Source organism: Rhodococcoides sp. S146-33 (genome assembly GCF_059489205.1).
In genome coordinates this window covers 58,372-75,166 of the sequence record NZ_JCAJWY010000012.1, presented here as the reverse complement: position 1 = coordinate 75,166, position 16,795 = coordinate 58,372, and the positions used below count along the sequence as shown (strand labels likewise).

Here is a 16,795-nt window from a genome sequence, read left to right as displayed (position 1 = left end):
CTCCGACCGACGACGACGGTAGCGACCGCCTCCCACCACAGCAGGTGCGGGTCGCGTACGCCCGTCTCGCCCGACTCCAGGAGCGCACCCACCATGGCCAAAGATTCCGACGATTTCCAGCTCGATTTGTTCGCCGAGACAGAGGACAGTGAGACCCATGATCGACCCGATAACGCAAGAAATAATGAAGCTGTATCTCGAGCACCAGGGGCTGCCGCCGGAGTTGAACCCGGACGATCAGCAGGAGTTCCTCGAGCGCGAGAGCGAGCGGATCGCGGAGCGGATCGACAACATGAAAGTCCACATGCAGAGCCAGGTCCTGGAGAGGTATCTGCGGGAGAACGGGGAGCCGGCCCCGTTCATGGAGCAGGTGGGCTTGATCAACCAGGCGTGGGCGCAGGCGACGGACTTCGTGATCAACGAGGAGATCTACAACCAGCTCCCGGTGGAGATGGAGGCCTACCCACCGGATCAGGAGAGCCCCGAAGCGGAAGCAGAACGGGACCGGGCACGGATCCAGGTGCACCGGAGCGATCCGGAACGGTGGCGCAACCCGCTGAACTGCGCGGATCCGATCCAGTCGACATTGTGGCTGACGGACGCACTGTGGAAAGACAAGCCGGTGCAGTTCCGGTACTACGCGATGCATCTGCTGCAGGCGAGGATCGAGGACGACCTGCCCTACCCGACGTCGCAGAGCCACTCGCTGTTTCCGTCGTTCACGAGCCTGCTCGACGAGAGGGTGGCCGAGCACGCGGCAAGCGGAAAGTAAACCGCCGCAGCGAATCCGACGCCCAACTGGACCTGTTCGCGTTCGACGCCGACGGAGCCGCACCGATCGACCCGAACGCCGCCGACATCGGCGGGACACCGCTCCCCGACCCGGTCGATCCCGAGATCCTCGCCGCCGAGACCGCTGCCGACAACGAACCGGACGTTGCCGTACAGATCGCGGCACCGACACCGACGGAACTCGTGCGCGATGCCTACGGCCGGCTGGCGCGCGAGGACGAAGCCTATGTGCGGCTGGCGCGGATCCGCGCCGACCTCGACGGGACACTGACCGCCGAGCAGGTCACCGATGCACTGATGGAGCTTCGGCGTGCAGGCGATGTGTCGTTGATCCCCGAGGAGAATCAGAAGACCCTCGGGCCCGACGATCACGCTGCGGCGGTGAGCTACGGCAACCAGAGTCGGCACCTGATCGCCGTCGACGGCCGCCGCGTCGACCAACTCCTCCCCACGCAGAACCCTCCCGCGCCCAGCGTCGAGACCGACTCCCCCACAATCGAACCGACTCCCCAGCCACCGGCGTCTACACCGACCGAAGCTGCGACCGTCACGCCGAACACCGCAGTACCGGACACCACCGAAGGGATGGTGGTCGACACGCAGACGGTCGCCGAGCGATTGTGGAATGTCGAGCCCGTCGATTTCCGGCCGGGCACCGAGATACTGGTGCCGTCCGGAGCGAAAGCCCGTGTGGCGGCGAACATCGAGGCGCTGCGGGTGCTGGCGGATGTGACCGCGCAGGATCGCTACGCCACCGCCGACGAGCAAGCGGTCCTGGCGCGCTGGTCGAGTTGGGGCGCGACCCCGCAGGTGTTCGACCCGCGCCGCGACGACTGGACCGCCGAACGCGAGCAGGTCCGCGCCCTACTCGACGACACCGCGTGGGCGCAGGCGCAGCGGACCATCCTCAACGCTCACTACACCGACCCGGCCATCGCCGCGGCGATGTGGAAGGCCACGATCCGGGCCGGGTTCACCGGCGGCCGTGTTCTCGAACCGGGTTGCGGGTCGGGAACATTCATCGCTCACGCCCCCACCTCGGCACAGATGGTCGGGGTTGAGCTCGACGCCACCACCGCCGCGATCGCCGCCGCGTTGAATCCGTCCGCGCAGATCCGCGGCGAAGGATTCGAGAAGACCACCGCACCGGCGTCCTCGTTCACCGCGGCGATCGGCAACGTCCCGTTCGGTGACTACCGGCTCTACGACCCGGTCCACAACCAGGCCAAGCACTCGATCCACAATCACTTCATCGTCAAATCGTTGGCGATGACCGCACCCGGCGGGTACGTCACCGTCCTGACCTCCCGCTACACCCTCGACGCCCAGAACCAGCGGGCCCGCCGCGACATCGCCGCGCTCGGCGACCTCGTCGGCGCAGTGAGGTTGCCGTCCAACGCATTCCGGCGGGTCGCCGGGACCGAGGTCGTCACCGACATCCTCGTGTTGCGTCGCCGCGCCGACGGGGCGAAGCCTGCACCGTTGACCGAGCGGTTCTTGCAGCTCGAGAACGCCACCGCGCTCGATGATGCCGGCGAGGACAAGGGCGTTCCGATCAACGCCGTCTATACCGATCACCCGGAATGGGTGCTCGGTGAGCTGCGGGTCGGGCACGGGATGTACGGCAACGAGACTTTGTCGGTCGACGCCCCCGACAGCGACGTCGACCTCCCGTCCCTGGTCGAGGATCGGCTCGGAACCATCGTCGACGCCGCGAAAGCTGCCGATCTCGGACATACCGCATCGTGGCGCGACACCCTCGGCCCGACTCGGGAGGACTTCGAACGCGGTCTGCTCGCCGCCGGGAACACCCTCGAGGAGACGGACCTCGCGGTGGGAACCCTGCGGCACGACGCACAGGCAGAGACCATCGAACGTTGGAACTCCCGCGACTGGGAGCCGGTGAGCACCCGCGGAGCCAAACAGGTCGCCGAATGGGGACAGTTGCTGGCCCTGCGCGACACCACCCGCGCGTTGATCGAGTCGCAGAAGGACGCCGCGACCAGTCCCGGGCAGCGGCAAGCTCTGCGGGAGATCCTGGGTGAGCAGTACGACGCCTACGTCGGCCGCTACGGGCCGATCAACCGGTTCGCGATGACCGTGCCCAAGGACCTCACCGAATCGCAGCACGACGCCGCTCTGGCGAAGCTGATCGACACCTGGCGTAAGGACGAAGGCGTCGCCGGAGACCCGTATGCCGGGGAGATCCCCGAAGACGTCTACGACCGGCTCTCCGACGATGCGTGGATCAATCCCCGACAGCCCACCAAGCTGCAGAGCCACCTCGGCAAAGCCCTACGGACCGATCCGACGTTCGCGCCGGTCTTCGCGCTCGAACACTTCGACGAGGAGACGATGACCGCCCGCAAGGCGGCGATCTTCCACACCGACGTCCTGCATTCGCGTGAGCTGCGGGACTACGCCGAGACCGTCGACGAGGCGATGGCCATCAGTCTCGACGAACAAGCCCGCCTCGACGTCGGGCGAATCGCGGAGCTACTCGGGACCACCGTCGAGCAGGCCGAGACCCAGATGGAAGGACGCGCTTTCCGCACGTTGACGGACCCGACCCGATGGGTGTCGTCGTCGACGTATCTGTCGGGCAATGTCCGCACCAAGCTCGCCGACGCCGAAGAGGTCGCCGCGCTCGATCCCCGCTACCAGGCCAACGTCGACGCCCTCAGCGCGGCGATCCCGCCGCGGAAGACCGACGTCGATGTCTCCCTCGGTGCGCCGTGGGTGCCGATCGAGACCTACACCCAGTTCGTCCGGGAAACCTTCGAGGTACCGGCCGATGTGCCGGTCACCATCGAACGGGCGTCGGGGCGCTGGGAGGTCGCTGTCGGGCACTACCCGGGCAGCAGTGAGCAGGACCTCAAGTGGGCGCTGATGCCCAAACGTCACGCATGGTCGACGAAGTTCAACTTCGAGCACCGGCCCGCCGAAGACCGCGGTGTCGCCAACGCCGGGATGCGCGCTGGGGACTACACATGGAAAGAGCTTCTCCAGGACCTGCTCAACAGCGACACCGTCGAGATCACCAGCTCGAAGGAGTTTCGTGATCGAGCGGGCGCGGGAGCAATCCACGATGCTGCGACCCGCGCCGCCCAGTCGAAGGCCCGGCGACTGTCCCAGGAGTTCGGGCAGTGGGCGTTGCACGCCGACGAGGTCCGGCGCGAGCAGCTCCTCGACATCTACAACGACAAGTTCAATTCCCTGGTCGCACCGGTGCATTCGGGTGCGCACATGTCCTTTCCCGGTCTCGGGGACAAGTACTCGCCGTACCCGTATCAACGCGACGCCGCCGCCCGGATCGTCTCCGAGCCGACGGTGCTCCTCGATCACGTCGTCGGGGCCGGCAAGACCGGCACCATCTTGATGGGCGCGATGGAGCTCAAGCGCCTCGGGCTGGCGAACAAGCCGTGGGTGGTGGTGCCCAACCACATCATCGACCAGGTCGTCCGCGAAGCAGGCCAGTGGTATCCCGGCGCGAGAATCCTCTCCGGATCGGCGGCCACCGACGCCGAAGGGCGCCGATTGCTCGTCGCCCAGTCCGCCTCGCAGGACTGGGACATGGTCATCGTCCCGCGGTCGGTGTTCTCCTCCATCGGGGTCGACCCCGGTACGAAAGCGGAATACATCCGTGGACAGGTCGCCGAGCTGGACGCCGAACTCGGCAACGTCGACGAAGGTCTGACCAAGAAGCGGCTCGAAGCGATGAAAGCCAAGCTCGAAGAAAGACTCGAAACCGCCCTCGAACAGGCCGGGAAGGACCGCGGGCTCACGTTCGAGGCATCGGGGGCGGACTACCTGTTCGTCGACGAAGCGCACGAGTTCAAGAACCTGGCGCGCGCCTCCGGGGTCGCCGAGCTCGCCAATTCCGGCTCGCACCGCGCGACCGACATGGACCTCAAGCTCAACTATCTGCGGTCTATGCGCCGCGAGGAAGCGATCACCAAAGGCATCCCGCCCGAGGAATACATCGAGCGAGTCGCCACGTTCGCCACCGGCACCCCGGTCGCGAACTCCCTCGCCGAACTGTGGGTGATGCAGCACTACCTGCGTCCCGATCTCCTCGAGGACGCCGGGGTAGCCTCGATCAACGACTGGGGGGCGACGTTCACCGACACCGTCGAACGAGTCGAGCTGAACTCGTCCGGATCGAGACTGCGGGCAGTGACTCGGGTCGGGGAATTCACCAACGTCGGCGATCTCATCGGCATGACCAGCGTGTACACCGACGCCGTCACCCGCGATCAGGTGCCGGCGAACCTGCCCGTCAAGGACGGTGGCCGCAACACCGACGTCACGTTCACCCCGGCGCTGGAAGTGCAGGACTTCATCGCCGACCTCGGCTACCGGGCCGATAATGCCGACGCCAAACGCCCCGACATCGACAATGCGCTCAAGGTCGCCAACGACGGCCGCAACGCCACCCTCGACCCCAGGGTCGCGCATCTGGATCCAGCACCGCCGGAGCATTCGCGCGCGCACATCGTCGCGCAACGAATCCTGAACGTACACAACGAATCGAGCGAGAACACCTACCTCGACTCGTCCGGTGACCCGCACCCGACACCCGGTGCGTTGCAGATCGTGTTCTGCGACCGCTCCACCCCGAAAGCCGACGGGTCCTGGTCGATCTACGACGGGATCCGCGCCGAGCTGCTCGCCGGCGGGATGGAGCCCGCCCGGATCGCCTACGTCCACGACTACCCGAAGCCGTCGGAGAAGGCCCGCCTATTCGAGATGTGCCGCACCGGAAAGGTATCGGTGGTGTTCGGGTCCACCGAGAAGATGGGCACCGGCACCAACATCCAGGACCGCGCAATCGCACTGCACCACGTCGACGTGCCGTGGCGACCGGCCGACCTCGAACAACGCGAGGGCCGAATCATCCGGCAGGGCAACCAGAACGCGCACGTCAAGGTGTTCAACTACGTCGCCGAGAAGACCTTCGACACCGTCATGTGGCAGACCGTGCACCGCAAGGCGCACTTCATCGAACAGCTCAAGAAAGCGGACAGGTCGATGCGGCGGGTGGTCGACCTCGACAGCGATTCGCTCGCCGAGAACTCGGCCATGACCAAGGCCCTGGCCACCGGTGACGATCGGTATATCCAGCAGATCGAGCTGGACTCCCAGCTTCAGGAGCTCCAGTCCGAAGCGGATTCGCATTTCGCCGAGCAACGCTCCATCGAACGCGACCGCGACCGGCTGCGACGTGAAGTGCCCCGCGCGCGCCAGCGGGTCGCCGGATTGAAAGAAGCAGCACCGATCCTCAAAGGCCGGCGCGAGGTCGACCAGTGGCCCGGTATGACCATCCGCGGGGTGTTCTACGACAAGCGCAGTGACGCCGCAAATGCGATGGCCACGGCGTTGCAGGGCACCTACCAGTCCCTCAAGGGCGAAGGGTTGACCAAGACGATGGTGATCGCGGAGATGAGCGGATTCCCGATCGAGGCCTCTCGCCCGGCCCAGGACAGTGCGCTGTATCTGTCCTTCTCCGGTCTCGGGTCGTCAACGAAGGTCATCGAAGCCCACGATCTGTATCCGAGGATCGGGGACGGCGATCGCAGCCAACATTCACTCGGCCTGCTCACGCGGGTGGAGAACATGGCATACACCGTCGACACCGACCTGGCCAAGGCCGAACGCTCACTCGATCGAGACGAACAACGCCTCGACGACCTCGAACTGATCGAGCTCTCGGACTTCCCGAAAGCAGTACAGCTCAAGGACCTCTCGAACGAAGTGACGCGGCTGCGGCGCGAAATCAAGGACGCCGAGACCAGCCCAGAAGCCCTCGCGCGCGACGCGGCCCGTGCCGAACGCGCCGCAGCGAAGGGCCGCGAGCCGAAGTGGTCGCTGATGCTCAATCCCACCAAAGCCCTTGTCGAAGAACTCGGAATGGGAAGCGCGGACGAAGTGCGGGCCATGATGCACGCCAAATCCGTGGCTGCTCAACATGCGAGCGCGCAGAGCGCAGGAGGAAGCGAACATCGGCAACCGGGCGACACATCGACTCGGCCCGGACACTTTCTCCGCGCGGTAGAAGACGGTCCGGGGCCCGCCAAGCCATGGAAGGGTACCGAGAACGAGGGGCCGGAGCCGGGTCACGAACCTGACAACGGATACGACCTCGACATGTAGAAACAAGCTGCCCCGGAACGAGGTCTCGTTCCGGGGCAGCTTGTTCTGTCAATGGTGTTCAGATGGTCGTGAGCGTCAGCACCTTCCCACGATTTTCTGGTTGTAGACGTACGACGCGTGCACGTACAGCCACTGCGGAGCAATATCTCGCGTCTCGTTGACGTAGACAAGGAACCATCGGTTGGTGCGGTAATTGCCGGTGGCCCAATCGCCGTCCTGCCAGCACTTGACCCACGACGGCTGAGTATTGCCGTGCCAGGTCACATATCCACGAAGGGTGCCCGATGCAGTGGATGGGGCCGTGCGGGCAGCAGCCCCTGTCTGGACATCGACGATCGGATACGTCGGGGGGCCAGCGGATGCCGCCCCGGCTCCGGCAACTACGAACAAAGACGCCAGTCCCACGACGAAAGCAACGCGAATCTTGAGTAGCAACGAACGGGGTTTGTCGGTGATGACCGTCATCGGTCTTCCTTCCGGCAGGGGCATCGTTATGTGGTCGCGATGCCTATCTAGACGCACCGATGGTCACGGTCGTCCGTGGGCGGGCGAACCACGACTGCACAAATAAGCGATGCAGAGGTTCCCGAAGGGGTCTTTCTGCAATCTCGCGTGCAGTGCGGTACGTCCCGGTGCCACGCGAATAAGACTGCCTCACAACGCAATAACGTGGCAATAGCGCCCGATACACTAGTTCTGATCAGTTCCATGTTGTACAGATACGCAACTCTTGTGCGCGTCTGACCACACAGTTACGCTAGTTAGCGCATATAGCCATGGCCTGCGCCGTCATGGCGTGACCCCTGTGGCAGATGGGGCTCGAACGGACAGCGACGGAGGAACGACGGATGTTGTGTGCATTGTGTGCGTCGGATACGAGGGTGACGCGAACCGTGGCGATACCGGAGGGCTTGAAGCGAGACCGCCTGTGCACAAACGGGCATCGCTACAGAACGATCGAGTCCTCGATCGGGTGGGAGCTCGAGGATGCTCGACTGCGTAACGGTGACGGATCCATCGGCGGCTATTTCGACCGAGAACTGCTGCGCAACGATGTCGTCGAGAGAACGTTCCTCCGGGTCAGCGAGGAGCGTGCCGAGGAGATCGTCGCCGGAACCATCGACGCGCTACGTGCGCGAATGCGCACGCAGGGCGTACTCGAGAAGATCGAACGCACGACGAAGGACGGGACCACCGAAACAGTTCTCGTCATGGACGTCGTAGTGATTCGCGATGCAGTCGAGCACTACCTCAAGGAAAATGGTCACCACATGCTGCACGTGCTCTACGCGATGGACTATCGGGCACGTGGGAAGCGCGGTCGGCCGGGGTGGGCTCGCGCGGAGGACGTCCTGGCATGGCTCGGTGACGAGTACCCAGATTTGATCTCCGGTCACGATCAAGTCGAACGCCCGACCGTGGATCGGGAGAGCTGGACTCCGCGTGCCACCGCATGGACTCCTCGCCTTGTAGTCAAGCAACCCTCAGGAGCCGAATCCCAGCGTGAGACTGTCGATTTCGGGCCCAAGAAGTTCCTCGACAGTGTCCGCAAGGCAATGAAGGGGCGGCCGCACGCCCCTCAGGTCGCGCAGTACGTCACGTGGTTGGTTCTTCGTCCGTTAGCTGGACAGACCGTCGTCACCACCAGCCAACTCGGCGTCGGCGTCCTGAACTACCTACGACGAATCGATGACATCGCCTACTTGCGGTGGGCGACGATTGTCAAGAACATTGCGGACATCGAGAGCTTCCACGCGGAAACACGTGGTTTGGTCGTCAATCCATCACCTCACCTGACTTTCAACAAGATTGCACGACCCATTGAGTTCGAGCCCGTGTAGCCAGGTCCTGTGCCGCAAACGCAGAAACCGCAGGTCGCCGTGCGGTTCTGGTTCAATGAGGCATGACCGAAGGCGCGCCCGAAGAACCTGCTGAGGCCGATCCCGTACACGCGCGGTTCGTCGTCCTGGACACCAACATGTCCGGGCACAAAGGAGAGTTCGACGCCTTGTGGGTACAGGGGCTCGCGGCGCGCCTCGCTGCCCAGGGCGTGCAGTTGTGGGTTCCTCAAGTAGTCACCTGGGAATGGGCCGACCACGCTGCGGCAACACAAGCGGAAGTGCTACCAGCGCTCCGCAGACTCGACCGTCTGAACATCCCCGAGATGCCAGTTGCCCCGACGAAGACGCTGACCAGACCTGAAATTGCCAGCGCGATCGAGGAAACCTTAAGGCGAATGCCGAACGTCGAGGTCGTCCCGGTGCACGGCGGGTCTGCCATACAGGCCCTCAAAGATCAGATTCTTCTGACGGGTCCCGGGGCACGAAAAGACGGAGTCAAGACCGGAGCCGCCGACTCGGCACTGGTGCGCGACTCGACAGAGCACATCGGACGGCACAGGGTCGGTGAACTCGCATTTCTGAGCAGCAACAAACCCGACATCTACAAGACCCTTGGCACCATCCCTGGTGGTCAAGATGTCAAGGTGTTCGGGAACGAAAAGGCGTTGATGGACGGTCTCGCGTCCTTTCATGCCGAACGGAATCAAGAAGCCGAACAGAGGCGAGAGAACGCTGAGGTCCACAGCGCCATCCTTAGATATTTTCGAGAAGCAGAGCAGGATCTACACGACGGCGAGGACGGACACGGCGTGCCGGCGGAATCGTGGGCGACCAGGTTGGTTGCCGACATTGATCTATCAGGATTGCCCTCTGATCCTGGTGCACAGTTCGATCAGGTGACCGCCGTTCAAGTCCATCCCAACTCGCATGTCGTGGGCATCTCAGGCGTAGGTATCGACGAGTCCGAAACTGGAGACATCCGCTACGCCTCGTTCGATCTGACATTGGACACCGTCATTGAGGTCGAGGGGTACACAGTCGACAATCGCGACGGCTCGATCTTCCCAGGCAACGACGAAGTGGACACTCTGCTCCAGATCGGATGCGTCGCGGAATTTCGGGGTACGGACGTAGTGGACGTTCGCCAGGTCGATCGAGCAGTCGCCGCTGACTTGGACTTGGATTTCGGTGATGACGCGGATGCACAGGAATGGCTGGCCGATTATCTGAGCGAGTTGACGGACACCCGCGTCCAAGACGACCCTGCAGTCGGGGGCGGGAGCGTACCCGCTCGCAAGACCTTGGTCACTGCGGCCGGGCAGCTGGTCGCGAGTATTCACTTCGAGCACCCGCACCCCGACTCCGCTGCAGGCAACGGTGCAGTCTGGTCCGCTAGCTTCGCTGTCGGACCCAACGATGAATTGGTGATTGCCGGTGGTATCGAGTGCCTTTACGACTCGTCTGCCGAAGTGCGGCTGGGAGACGATGACGTCATCTACGTGTCCCCTCCATACAGGTTGAGCCCGGACAGCGCTGCGTTCATCAAGCTCATGGCCGAGGTTGCAGCCGCCGCGGTCGCCGCCGAATTGGCCGCTGTACAGACAGAAACTGATGAGTGACCCCAACGCAGAACTGGCCACACCGATGTTCCGGTATTCGGAAGATCAGAGTCCGTAGTCGTTATCGTGCTGGCGTTCGGTGACGACAGGGTCGGACTGGCGTTCCGGATGCATTGACTGCGTGCGGGTGTGTGACCGCCCGGGGCTAGGCGCGTCGGCGACCAGGCGCGCGATTCGCTTTTGCGCGTCCGAATCGCCTGGTTCGATGCCGGTGACACGGTTGTCGGTGTCGGTGAGCCCTTCGATCGGAGAGGCCGCAACCGCGCGTGCGGTACCGATGACGGCACGCACGCGCTGTTCGGCAGCATGGCGTTCTCCGGCCAACGTCACTGCCCGCAGACGCCGGCCTCGTTCGGTGATGGCGGTGTCGAACACAGCCGCGGCGGCAAGGTCGGCGGCACGACGGTCCGGATCGGTCGCGCGCTGCACGATGGCGGACCATTCACTGTTCTCTGTCTGAACACGTCCGATGGCGTCCTGAGCTGCGCGTTGGGTGTCGCGGGCCTGTCGGGCGAGGCGCTCTTCCCGTAGTCGGGCGTCAGCGACGGCAGGTTCGAGGGTCTTGCGGTCGCGCCGTTTGGCGGTCGACAAACGTCCGGTGAGTGCAGCGTGTTCGGTGCGCGCCGCCTCGTGTTCTGCCCCGATCCGGCGCAGTTCCGCCGCGAGCTCTCGGGCTGCGGCAATCGCTGCAGCTTGCTCGTCGAGCCTGGCATACAGCTTCTCCGTGTCCGCGACGACGGTCGGTGCGGTGCGCGATCGTCCAGCACGGTCGACGAACGCGATCAACTCCGCGTCCGGGACAAGTCGGATCGGGTCTTGCTGCATCTTCGCGAGCAAGGCGGCGTCCGCCGGCGAGAGCACCGGTTGCGGATCGTTGGTGGTCTCGCTGGTGTCCTCCACCGCCAGTTCTGTCGGGGCAGGCGCTTCGCGCTCGAGCTGCTCGACCACGGTATCGATTTGTGGTGCGTCGACGACCTCGGCGGCAGGTTGCACCCGCGTCGACGGGGCCGAGGTATCGGTCATCGCTACACGCTTCGCTGCCTGTTCTGCCCGCCACAGCATCGCTTCGGTGCGGTCCACATCGGCCTTGAGATCAGCGAGAGCAGCGAGGTCGATGCTCTCAGCCGCGAGGCGTGCGGTGGTGACGTCGACGGCGGTGGCTTCTCCCCCGCCGGCCGCGGTGACCCGCTCGTACTCCGCGGCAGCGGCGTGTGCCCGCGCACGGGCGGCCGTCGCGGTGTCGTCGACGAATCCGGCGCGCCAGATCTCCCAATCGAGACCACGCTGCGCGAGGGCGCGGGCATCGTCATCGTCCCCGGCAGCCGCAACGTCGGCGGCAACGGCGGGCCGGATGACGGTGTCGATGTGATGCCAGAGCGCTTCGGCCTCGAACTCGCGGTCGGTCCACTCCTGGCGGGTGTCGAGCATCTCGATCCGGGCGGGTCGTTGCCGGTCGGCTCGCTCCTGCAGCTCGGCGAGCATCGTGCGGGCATGGAACTGTGCCGAGCTGGTGCCGTCGGAAATCCGCGCACGTAGCTCCCGGTACTTGACCTTTGCGTCGTCGAGATCAGCGGTGAGCAGTCGTACTCGTTCGTCGGTGGTGACCGTCGGGTATGGCAGCTCGATCGTCTCGATCTGCGAGCGCAATTCATCCCACACGTCGGCTTCGGCATCGTCTGCACCGGACTCGACGACGTCGGAACCGGTGTACTCGTCGTACCCGCTGACGTACTCCGGTGGTGGTGCTTGGTCGTAGTCGACCGGGGCGTCGAGTGCGTCGAGGGAGGCGAGGTAGTCAGCGTCACTGACCAGCGGGATCGTCGGCGCGGCTGCGTCGACTGCTGCTGTGGGCGCGTTGACCGGTGCCGGGAGGTTGTCCGGATCGGCGAACTCGGCCGGCAACACGTCGGCGGTGGTGTCGCCGATCGTCTCGTCGAGCGGGGAGGAGGCTTCTTCGTCCTCGACCGACAGTGGCTCGATGGGCGGCGGGGTGTAGGTGCGGGCGAGGTGGTTCTCACGCACCAGCATCTCGGCCCGCCATGCCAATGCGGTGGCGAGTTCGTGGGCGGGCAGGGTGACACCGTGATCGACCGGGTCGATACCGCCGTGCAGGAACTCGTACGCCGTTCCGAGCAACTGCCCCGGGGTCCACAGGGTCGGGTCGGCGTCGTCGACGGTCGCCACGAGCGAGGGCCACGCCGCATCGGACATCACCCGGACAGCGGCGGTGTAGCCGAGCAGTTCGGTCAATACCGGTGCCCACGATGGTGCGAGGACCGAGCCGTCGGTGTCGGCGTCGACCGCGGCGGCGGAGAGTTCACCGGACAGTCGCCACCACAGAGCGGCAGCGGGCAGCTCGTCCGGTAGCGGCGACGTGGCGAGGGAGTCGCGGACGAGGGTGTGGACTTCGATTCCGGCGCGGGCGGCTGCGGAGAGTCGGTCGGCGAGGATCGGGAAGTACGGATCGCGGGCGATGTGGGTGTCGAGTTCGTCGACGAACGGACGCCACCGCTTCACGGCGTCGTTGGTGGTGCCGATGACGGTCTCGGCGCGGCGGTCGAGGCTGCGTTGCGCTTTCACCGATGCGGCGGCGAGCTGCTCGGGTCCGGTCGGACGACGGTCGGCCGGGTCGACGCCGTGTGCGGCGCGGAACACCGCGAGATCGGTGAGCAGCCCCCGGTCGGGCTCGTCGGTGAGCAACGGACGCGCCCACACCGGTGCAGTCGTCGGTGTCCACGTGGCGACGTCGGCGGCGATGCGGCCTCGATGACCGGTGATGGCGTCGGCGCGGGCGTCCAGGTAGCTCGCCCACTCCGGTTCTTTGCGCAATACCTCGGGGATGGCGGGCAGCCACGGCAACGGTCCCTGCGCCGATGCTCCACGCGCGGTGGAATGGCGTCCGGTGGAGTCGAGCCGCCAATCCAGGACAGCGGCCCGGTCGAAGGCGGTACCGAGTTCGCGTTCGCTGATTGCGGTGTTCAGTGCGTCGACCGGGTCGCGTCCGTGCGCGGCGAGGATCGCGAGGTGTCCACGCAGGACCGGCCATGCGGCGTCGTCGGTGAGGCCGGCGATCGCAGTGTCGGCGGCGGTGTCGATCGCGGCCATCACGGTGGGTCCGGCGAGGACTTCGCAGGCGGTGGCGACGGAGTAGTCGTAAGCGTTCGCAGCCGGTGCCAGATGCGTGTGTGGGTCGGCGGCGGCAGCGAGAGTCGAGTGCGCGGAGACCTGTGCACCGTCGCGGCGCAGGATCGCCCGGAAGTCGTCGACGGCGGTCGGGGGCAGCATTCCGCGTTCGGTCATCGCGGTGTGCAGGTCGCCGTCCGATGCGGTCGCGAGATACATGTGGTTGTTCAGTCGCCCGCGTGTGAGGGCGACGTAGGCGAGCTGACGGGTTTCGTCGCCGGTGGCCACGACGTGGCAGGTGTCGGCGGTCGAACCCTGCGCGGAGTGCACGGTTCCGGCGTAGCCGAGTTCGGTGGCGGACTGGACGTAGTCCGGTAACAGGGTGACGGTGCGTCCGAGTTCGAGGTGGCGTACTACGAGTGATCCGTCGCGGCCGACGTTCTCGACGGTCCAGCGGTCACCGTTGCGGACCCAGTCGGTTTGCGAGAGCGGGTTGCGGCGGTCGTTGGATCGGGTGCGGACGATGTCCCCGACGCTGGCGCGGAGGCCGTCGGCGAGGACGGCTTCACGTCCGACTTTCGTGTCGGTGGCGGCGAGGCGGTCGGCGCGGGCGCGGGTGTTGAGTTCGGCGACGAGTTCACGGGTGGGGGCGAGCAGCAGTGCGTCCTTGCCGGCGGCGCGGTCGGCGCTCCACGCGCTGTAGGCGTCGTCGGTGACGGTGGCGATCGAGCCGACGTGCAGCCGGGAGTGGTCGATGTAGAAGCCGATCGCGGCGTCGTCGCCGTCACGCAGTGCGAGCGATGCCGCGCCTTCGGCCGCGCCGGTTGCTTTGTCGCGGAAGCGCACCACCTGCGAGAGGGTGAGTGCGCCGACGCGGTCGTGGATGTCGCGCAGCACGCCCCCGGATGCGACGGACGCGAGCTGTTGATCGTCTCCGATCAACCGCACCGTTGCACCGCGTTCGGCGAGGGCGGTGACTGCGTCGTCGAGGTCGAGGGTGCCGGTCATTCCGGCTTCGTCGACGATGACGAGAGTGTCCGGTCCGATGTTGGTGTACCACTCGGGAACGGACACCGGATCGCCGTTACGCAACCGCTTGGTGATGTCGACGAACTTCGCCAACGTATCGGTAGTCGTCAAGATATCTTGACGCAAAACTGCGGCAGCGGCAGCGGTCGGCGCGAACCCGACGACGTGCCCGCCTGCGTTCTGCCACGACCGTGTCAGTGCGGTCATGGCGGTGGTCTTGCCGGTTCCGGCGGGTGCGAGTGCGAGCTGAAGTTTCGCACCGGACGTAGCCATCGCGCGCACCAGTGAGCGCTGTCCGACGTTGAGTTCGCGTCCGTTCGCAGCGGACTCGAGCAGCGCCATCTCCACATGCTCGTCGGCCACTGCAACACCGTCGTTGCGCTGCGCAAGGGCGACGATGCGCGTCTCGGCATCGAGGACGGCATTGGTGGTGAACAGGGTTGCTTCGTGGCGGGTGTGCACGTCGCGGCCGTCGCGTCGACGCATCACATTCGGGGCGATGTCTGCGGCGACGTCGTCACTGAGTTCGTCGCCGAGAGTGACGGCGAGGTCGGTGCCGCAGGCGCGGTCGGTGATCGCCTCGACGAGGTCGGTGATGCGATCTGCCGGCGGGTTGGCGGTGCGGACCTGACGGATCGCTTCGGCGCGAATGTTGTGCCGTTGGTAGCGCGAGCGCGCGCGGGAAACGACCTCGACGACTTCGGCGGCGGTGTAGTCGATCCAGCGCGGGTCGTCGATGTCCACGCTCGCCCGGGTGCGTCTCTTGCCGGTCACCTCGGCGACCATTTTCGACAGTGCTTTCGGTGATCCGAGTACGTCGATCGCCTCTGCGCGCCACCCTCCGCGTTGCTCGGCGTGCGAGCGCGGTTCGTGTTTGGCCTGCCGGGTTTCCAGTGTCGCGCGCTGCGCAAGCCGGATCGCTTCGATGGCGGTCGGTTCGCGGTGATGCTCGGCCTGGAACTCGCGTGCGAGTTCGGCGGTGCGCACGACGATGGCGGCGTTACGCGAAGACCAGCGCTCCGCCAGACGGGTATCGAGGCCGACGATTTCACGGACGGGCCGCTTCGACCGGTCCTCGCTCGGGCGCTCAGTGAAGTCGACTCCGATGCGTTCACGCAGTTGCGCTTCGAGGGCGGTGTTGTAGACCTCGGAGGCGGGAACGTTGTTGCGGTACAACGCGGCCCCGTCGAGCGCGAGCCACTTCGTTGTCCCGTCCGGCAGGGTCGTGGAGACCTTGTTCGAGATCGCGACGTGGGTGTGCAGGTTCGGATCCCCCGCGCGCGAATCGCGGTGGGTGAAGGCTGCGGCGATCAATCCGTTCGCGTCGACTTGCGCGACACCGCCGTTGCCGAGACGGGTGAAGCAGGCGTGCTCTTCGAGGTAGTCGAGTGCGGCTGCGATCGCGGCGTCGTGTGCTGCTTCGATTTCCTGGGAGATCTCTCGCGGCGCAACCGCCCACAGCGCCGACACCGACTTGACGGGCGTGAACGTGAGGTCGAATCCGGCGACGGCTTTGGTGTTCTGCCGCCCCGATTTGGCGACCCACCCGGACAGTTCGCGCTCGTCGGCCGGGGCGCGTCCGTACTCGCGCTCGAACATCTCGCGTGCGACGCGGGTGCGGATCGTCGCGCGCTCGTCGCCGTCGATCGGTGCGTTCCATTTCTCGCCGGCCGCGAGGTTGTGCTCGACGAACGCCTTCGCGCACGCGATTCGATAGTCCGATGCGCCGTTGTCGATCTTGAACGCGCGTCCGAGCTTGATCGCCGCCGATGCCGCGCGCTCGGCGTTCTTCGTCGAGGCACCGGCAGCGAGCTCGGCCGCGAACTTTTCCGCGTACATCGTGTCGGCCTCGGGGTGCAGTCCGTCACCGAACAGCGCCTTCATGTGCGCCTCGGAGACGTGCTCCCCTGCGCCGATCGTCTCCAGCTCGGCGAGACCGGAGCCGGTCCAGCGGCCCGGTGACTCCCCTTTTTCGGAGTAGTACTCGGCCAGTGAGGCGGCCCCTCGTTCGGTGGAATCTGCCGCTGCAACCTGCCTGGTCAGGTACGTATACCCGTCCCCAGCGGTGAGCTTGTGCAGACCCATCATGGACCGGACCCTACCAGCGAAATCGGCGAAGTGGCCTAAATGCATGAGGTCTGTGGGTTGGTTTTGGCTTTGGATCGGTATTCGGTGGCAGTGGAGAGGGCTGATTGTGAACTGGGGTTTCGGGGGTGGTGGATCGGTGATGTGGCGGGA

The 16,795-nt window shown here is 65.5% G+C and carries 6 protein-coding genes; 4 read left to right on the top strand and 2 right to left on the bottom strand.

The window, feature by feature from the left end; translation table 11 throughout:
• The first annotated feature begins 157 nt into the window (after positions 1-157).
• Together AC5WEY_RS25495 and AC5WEY_RS25490 are read left to right on the top strand one after the other, a co-directional pair.
• A complete protein-coding gene (locus tag AC5WEY_RS25495) occupies positions 158-772 on the top strand; it encodes a hypothetical protein (protein WP_032386854.1) in 615 nt (204 codons plus the stop codon).
• A 26-nt stretch (positions 773-798) separates the two neighbouring features.
• Positions 799-6,945: a helicase-like domain-containing protein gene (locus AC5WEY_RS25490; protein WP_495648060.1), complete on the top strand. Its 6,147-nt coding sequence runs from the start codon at positions 799-801 to the stop codon at positions 6,943-6,945.
• A 75-nt stretch (positions 6,946-7,020) separates the two neighbouring features.
• On the opposite strand, the gene AC5WEY_RS25485 is transcribed toward AC5WEY_RS25490, so the two are convergent.
• Complete coding sequence (locus AC5WEY_RS25485; protein ID WP_094642651.1) at positions 7,021-7,410, bottom strand: hypothetical protein; 390 nt, start codon at positions 7,408-7,410, stop codon at positions 7,021-7,023.
• Between the two features lie 416 nt (positions 7,411-7,826).
• Here AC5WEY_RS25485 and AC5WEY_RS25480 point away from each other — a divergent pair, with 416 nt between their 5' ends.
• Both AC5WEY_RS25480 and AC5WEY_RS25475 read left to right on the top strand, forming a co-directional pair.
• Entirely contained in the window at positions 7,827-8,786 is a 960-nt protein-coding gene (locus tag AC5WEY_RS25480; protein ID WP_141215010.1) for a hypothetical protein, read from the top strand.
• Between the two features lie 62 nt (positions 8,787-8,848).
• On the top strand, positions 8,849-10,405 hold the full coding sequence (locus AC5WEY_RS25475; RefSeq protein WP_495648059.1) for a hypothetical protein: 1,557 nt from the start codon (positions 8,849-8,851) through the stop codon (positions 10,403-10,405).
• 45 nt (positions 10,406-10,450) lie between these two features.
• Here AC5WEY_RS25475 and mobF read toward each other — a convergent pair whose 3' ends face one another.
• Positions 10,451-16,645 carry a MobF family relaxase gene (mobF, locus tag AC5WEY_RS25470; protein ID WP_495648058.1) on the bottom strand — a complete coding sequence of 2,065 codons (6,195 nt, stop codon included), beginning with the start codon at positions 16,643-16,645 and terminating at the stop codon, positions 10,451-10,453.
• Between the last annotated feature and the right edge of the window lie 150 nt (positions 16,646-16,795).

Excerpts from the sequence above, each read along its gene's own strand:
- AC5WEY_RS25495 (WP_032386854.1), top strand. The coding sequence starts at position 158 with ATGATCGACCCGATAACGCAAGAAATAATGAAGCTGTATCTCGAGCAC.
- AC5WEY_RS25485 (WP_094642651.1), bottom strand. The coding sequence starts at position 7,410 with ATGACGGTCATCACCGACAAACCCCGTTCGTTGCTACTCAAGATTCGC.
- AC5WEY_RS25475 (WP_495648059.1), top strand. The coding sequence starts at position 8,849 with ATGACCGAAGGCGCGCCCGAAGAACCTGCTGAGGCCGATCCCGTACAC.
- mobF (WP_495648058.1), bottom strand. The coding sequence starts at position 16,645 with ATGATGGGTCTGCACAAGCTCACCGCTGGGGACGGGTATACGTACCTG.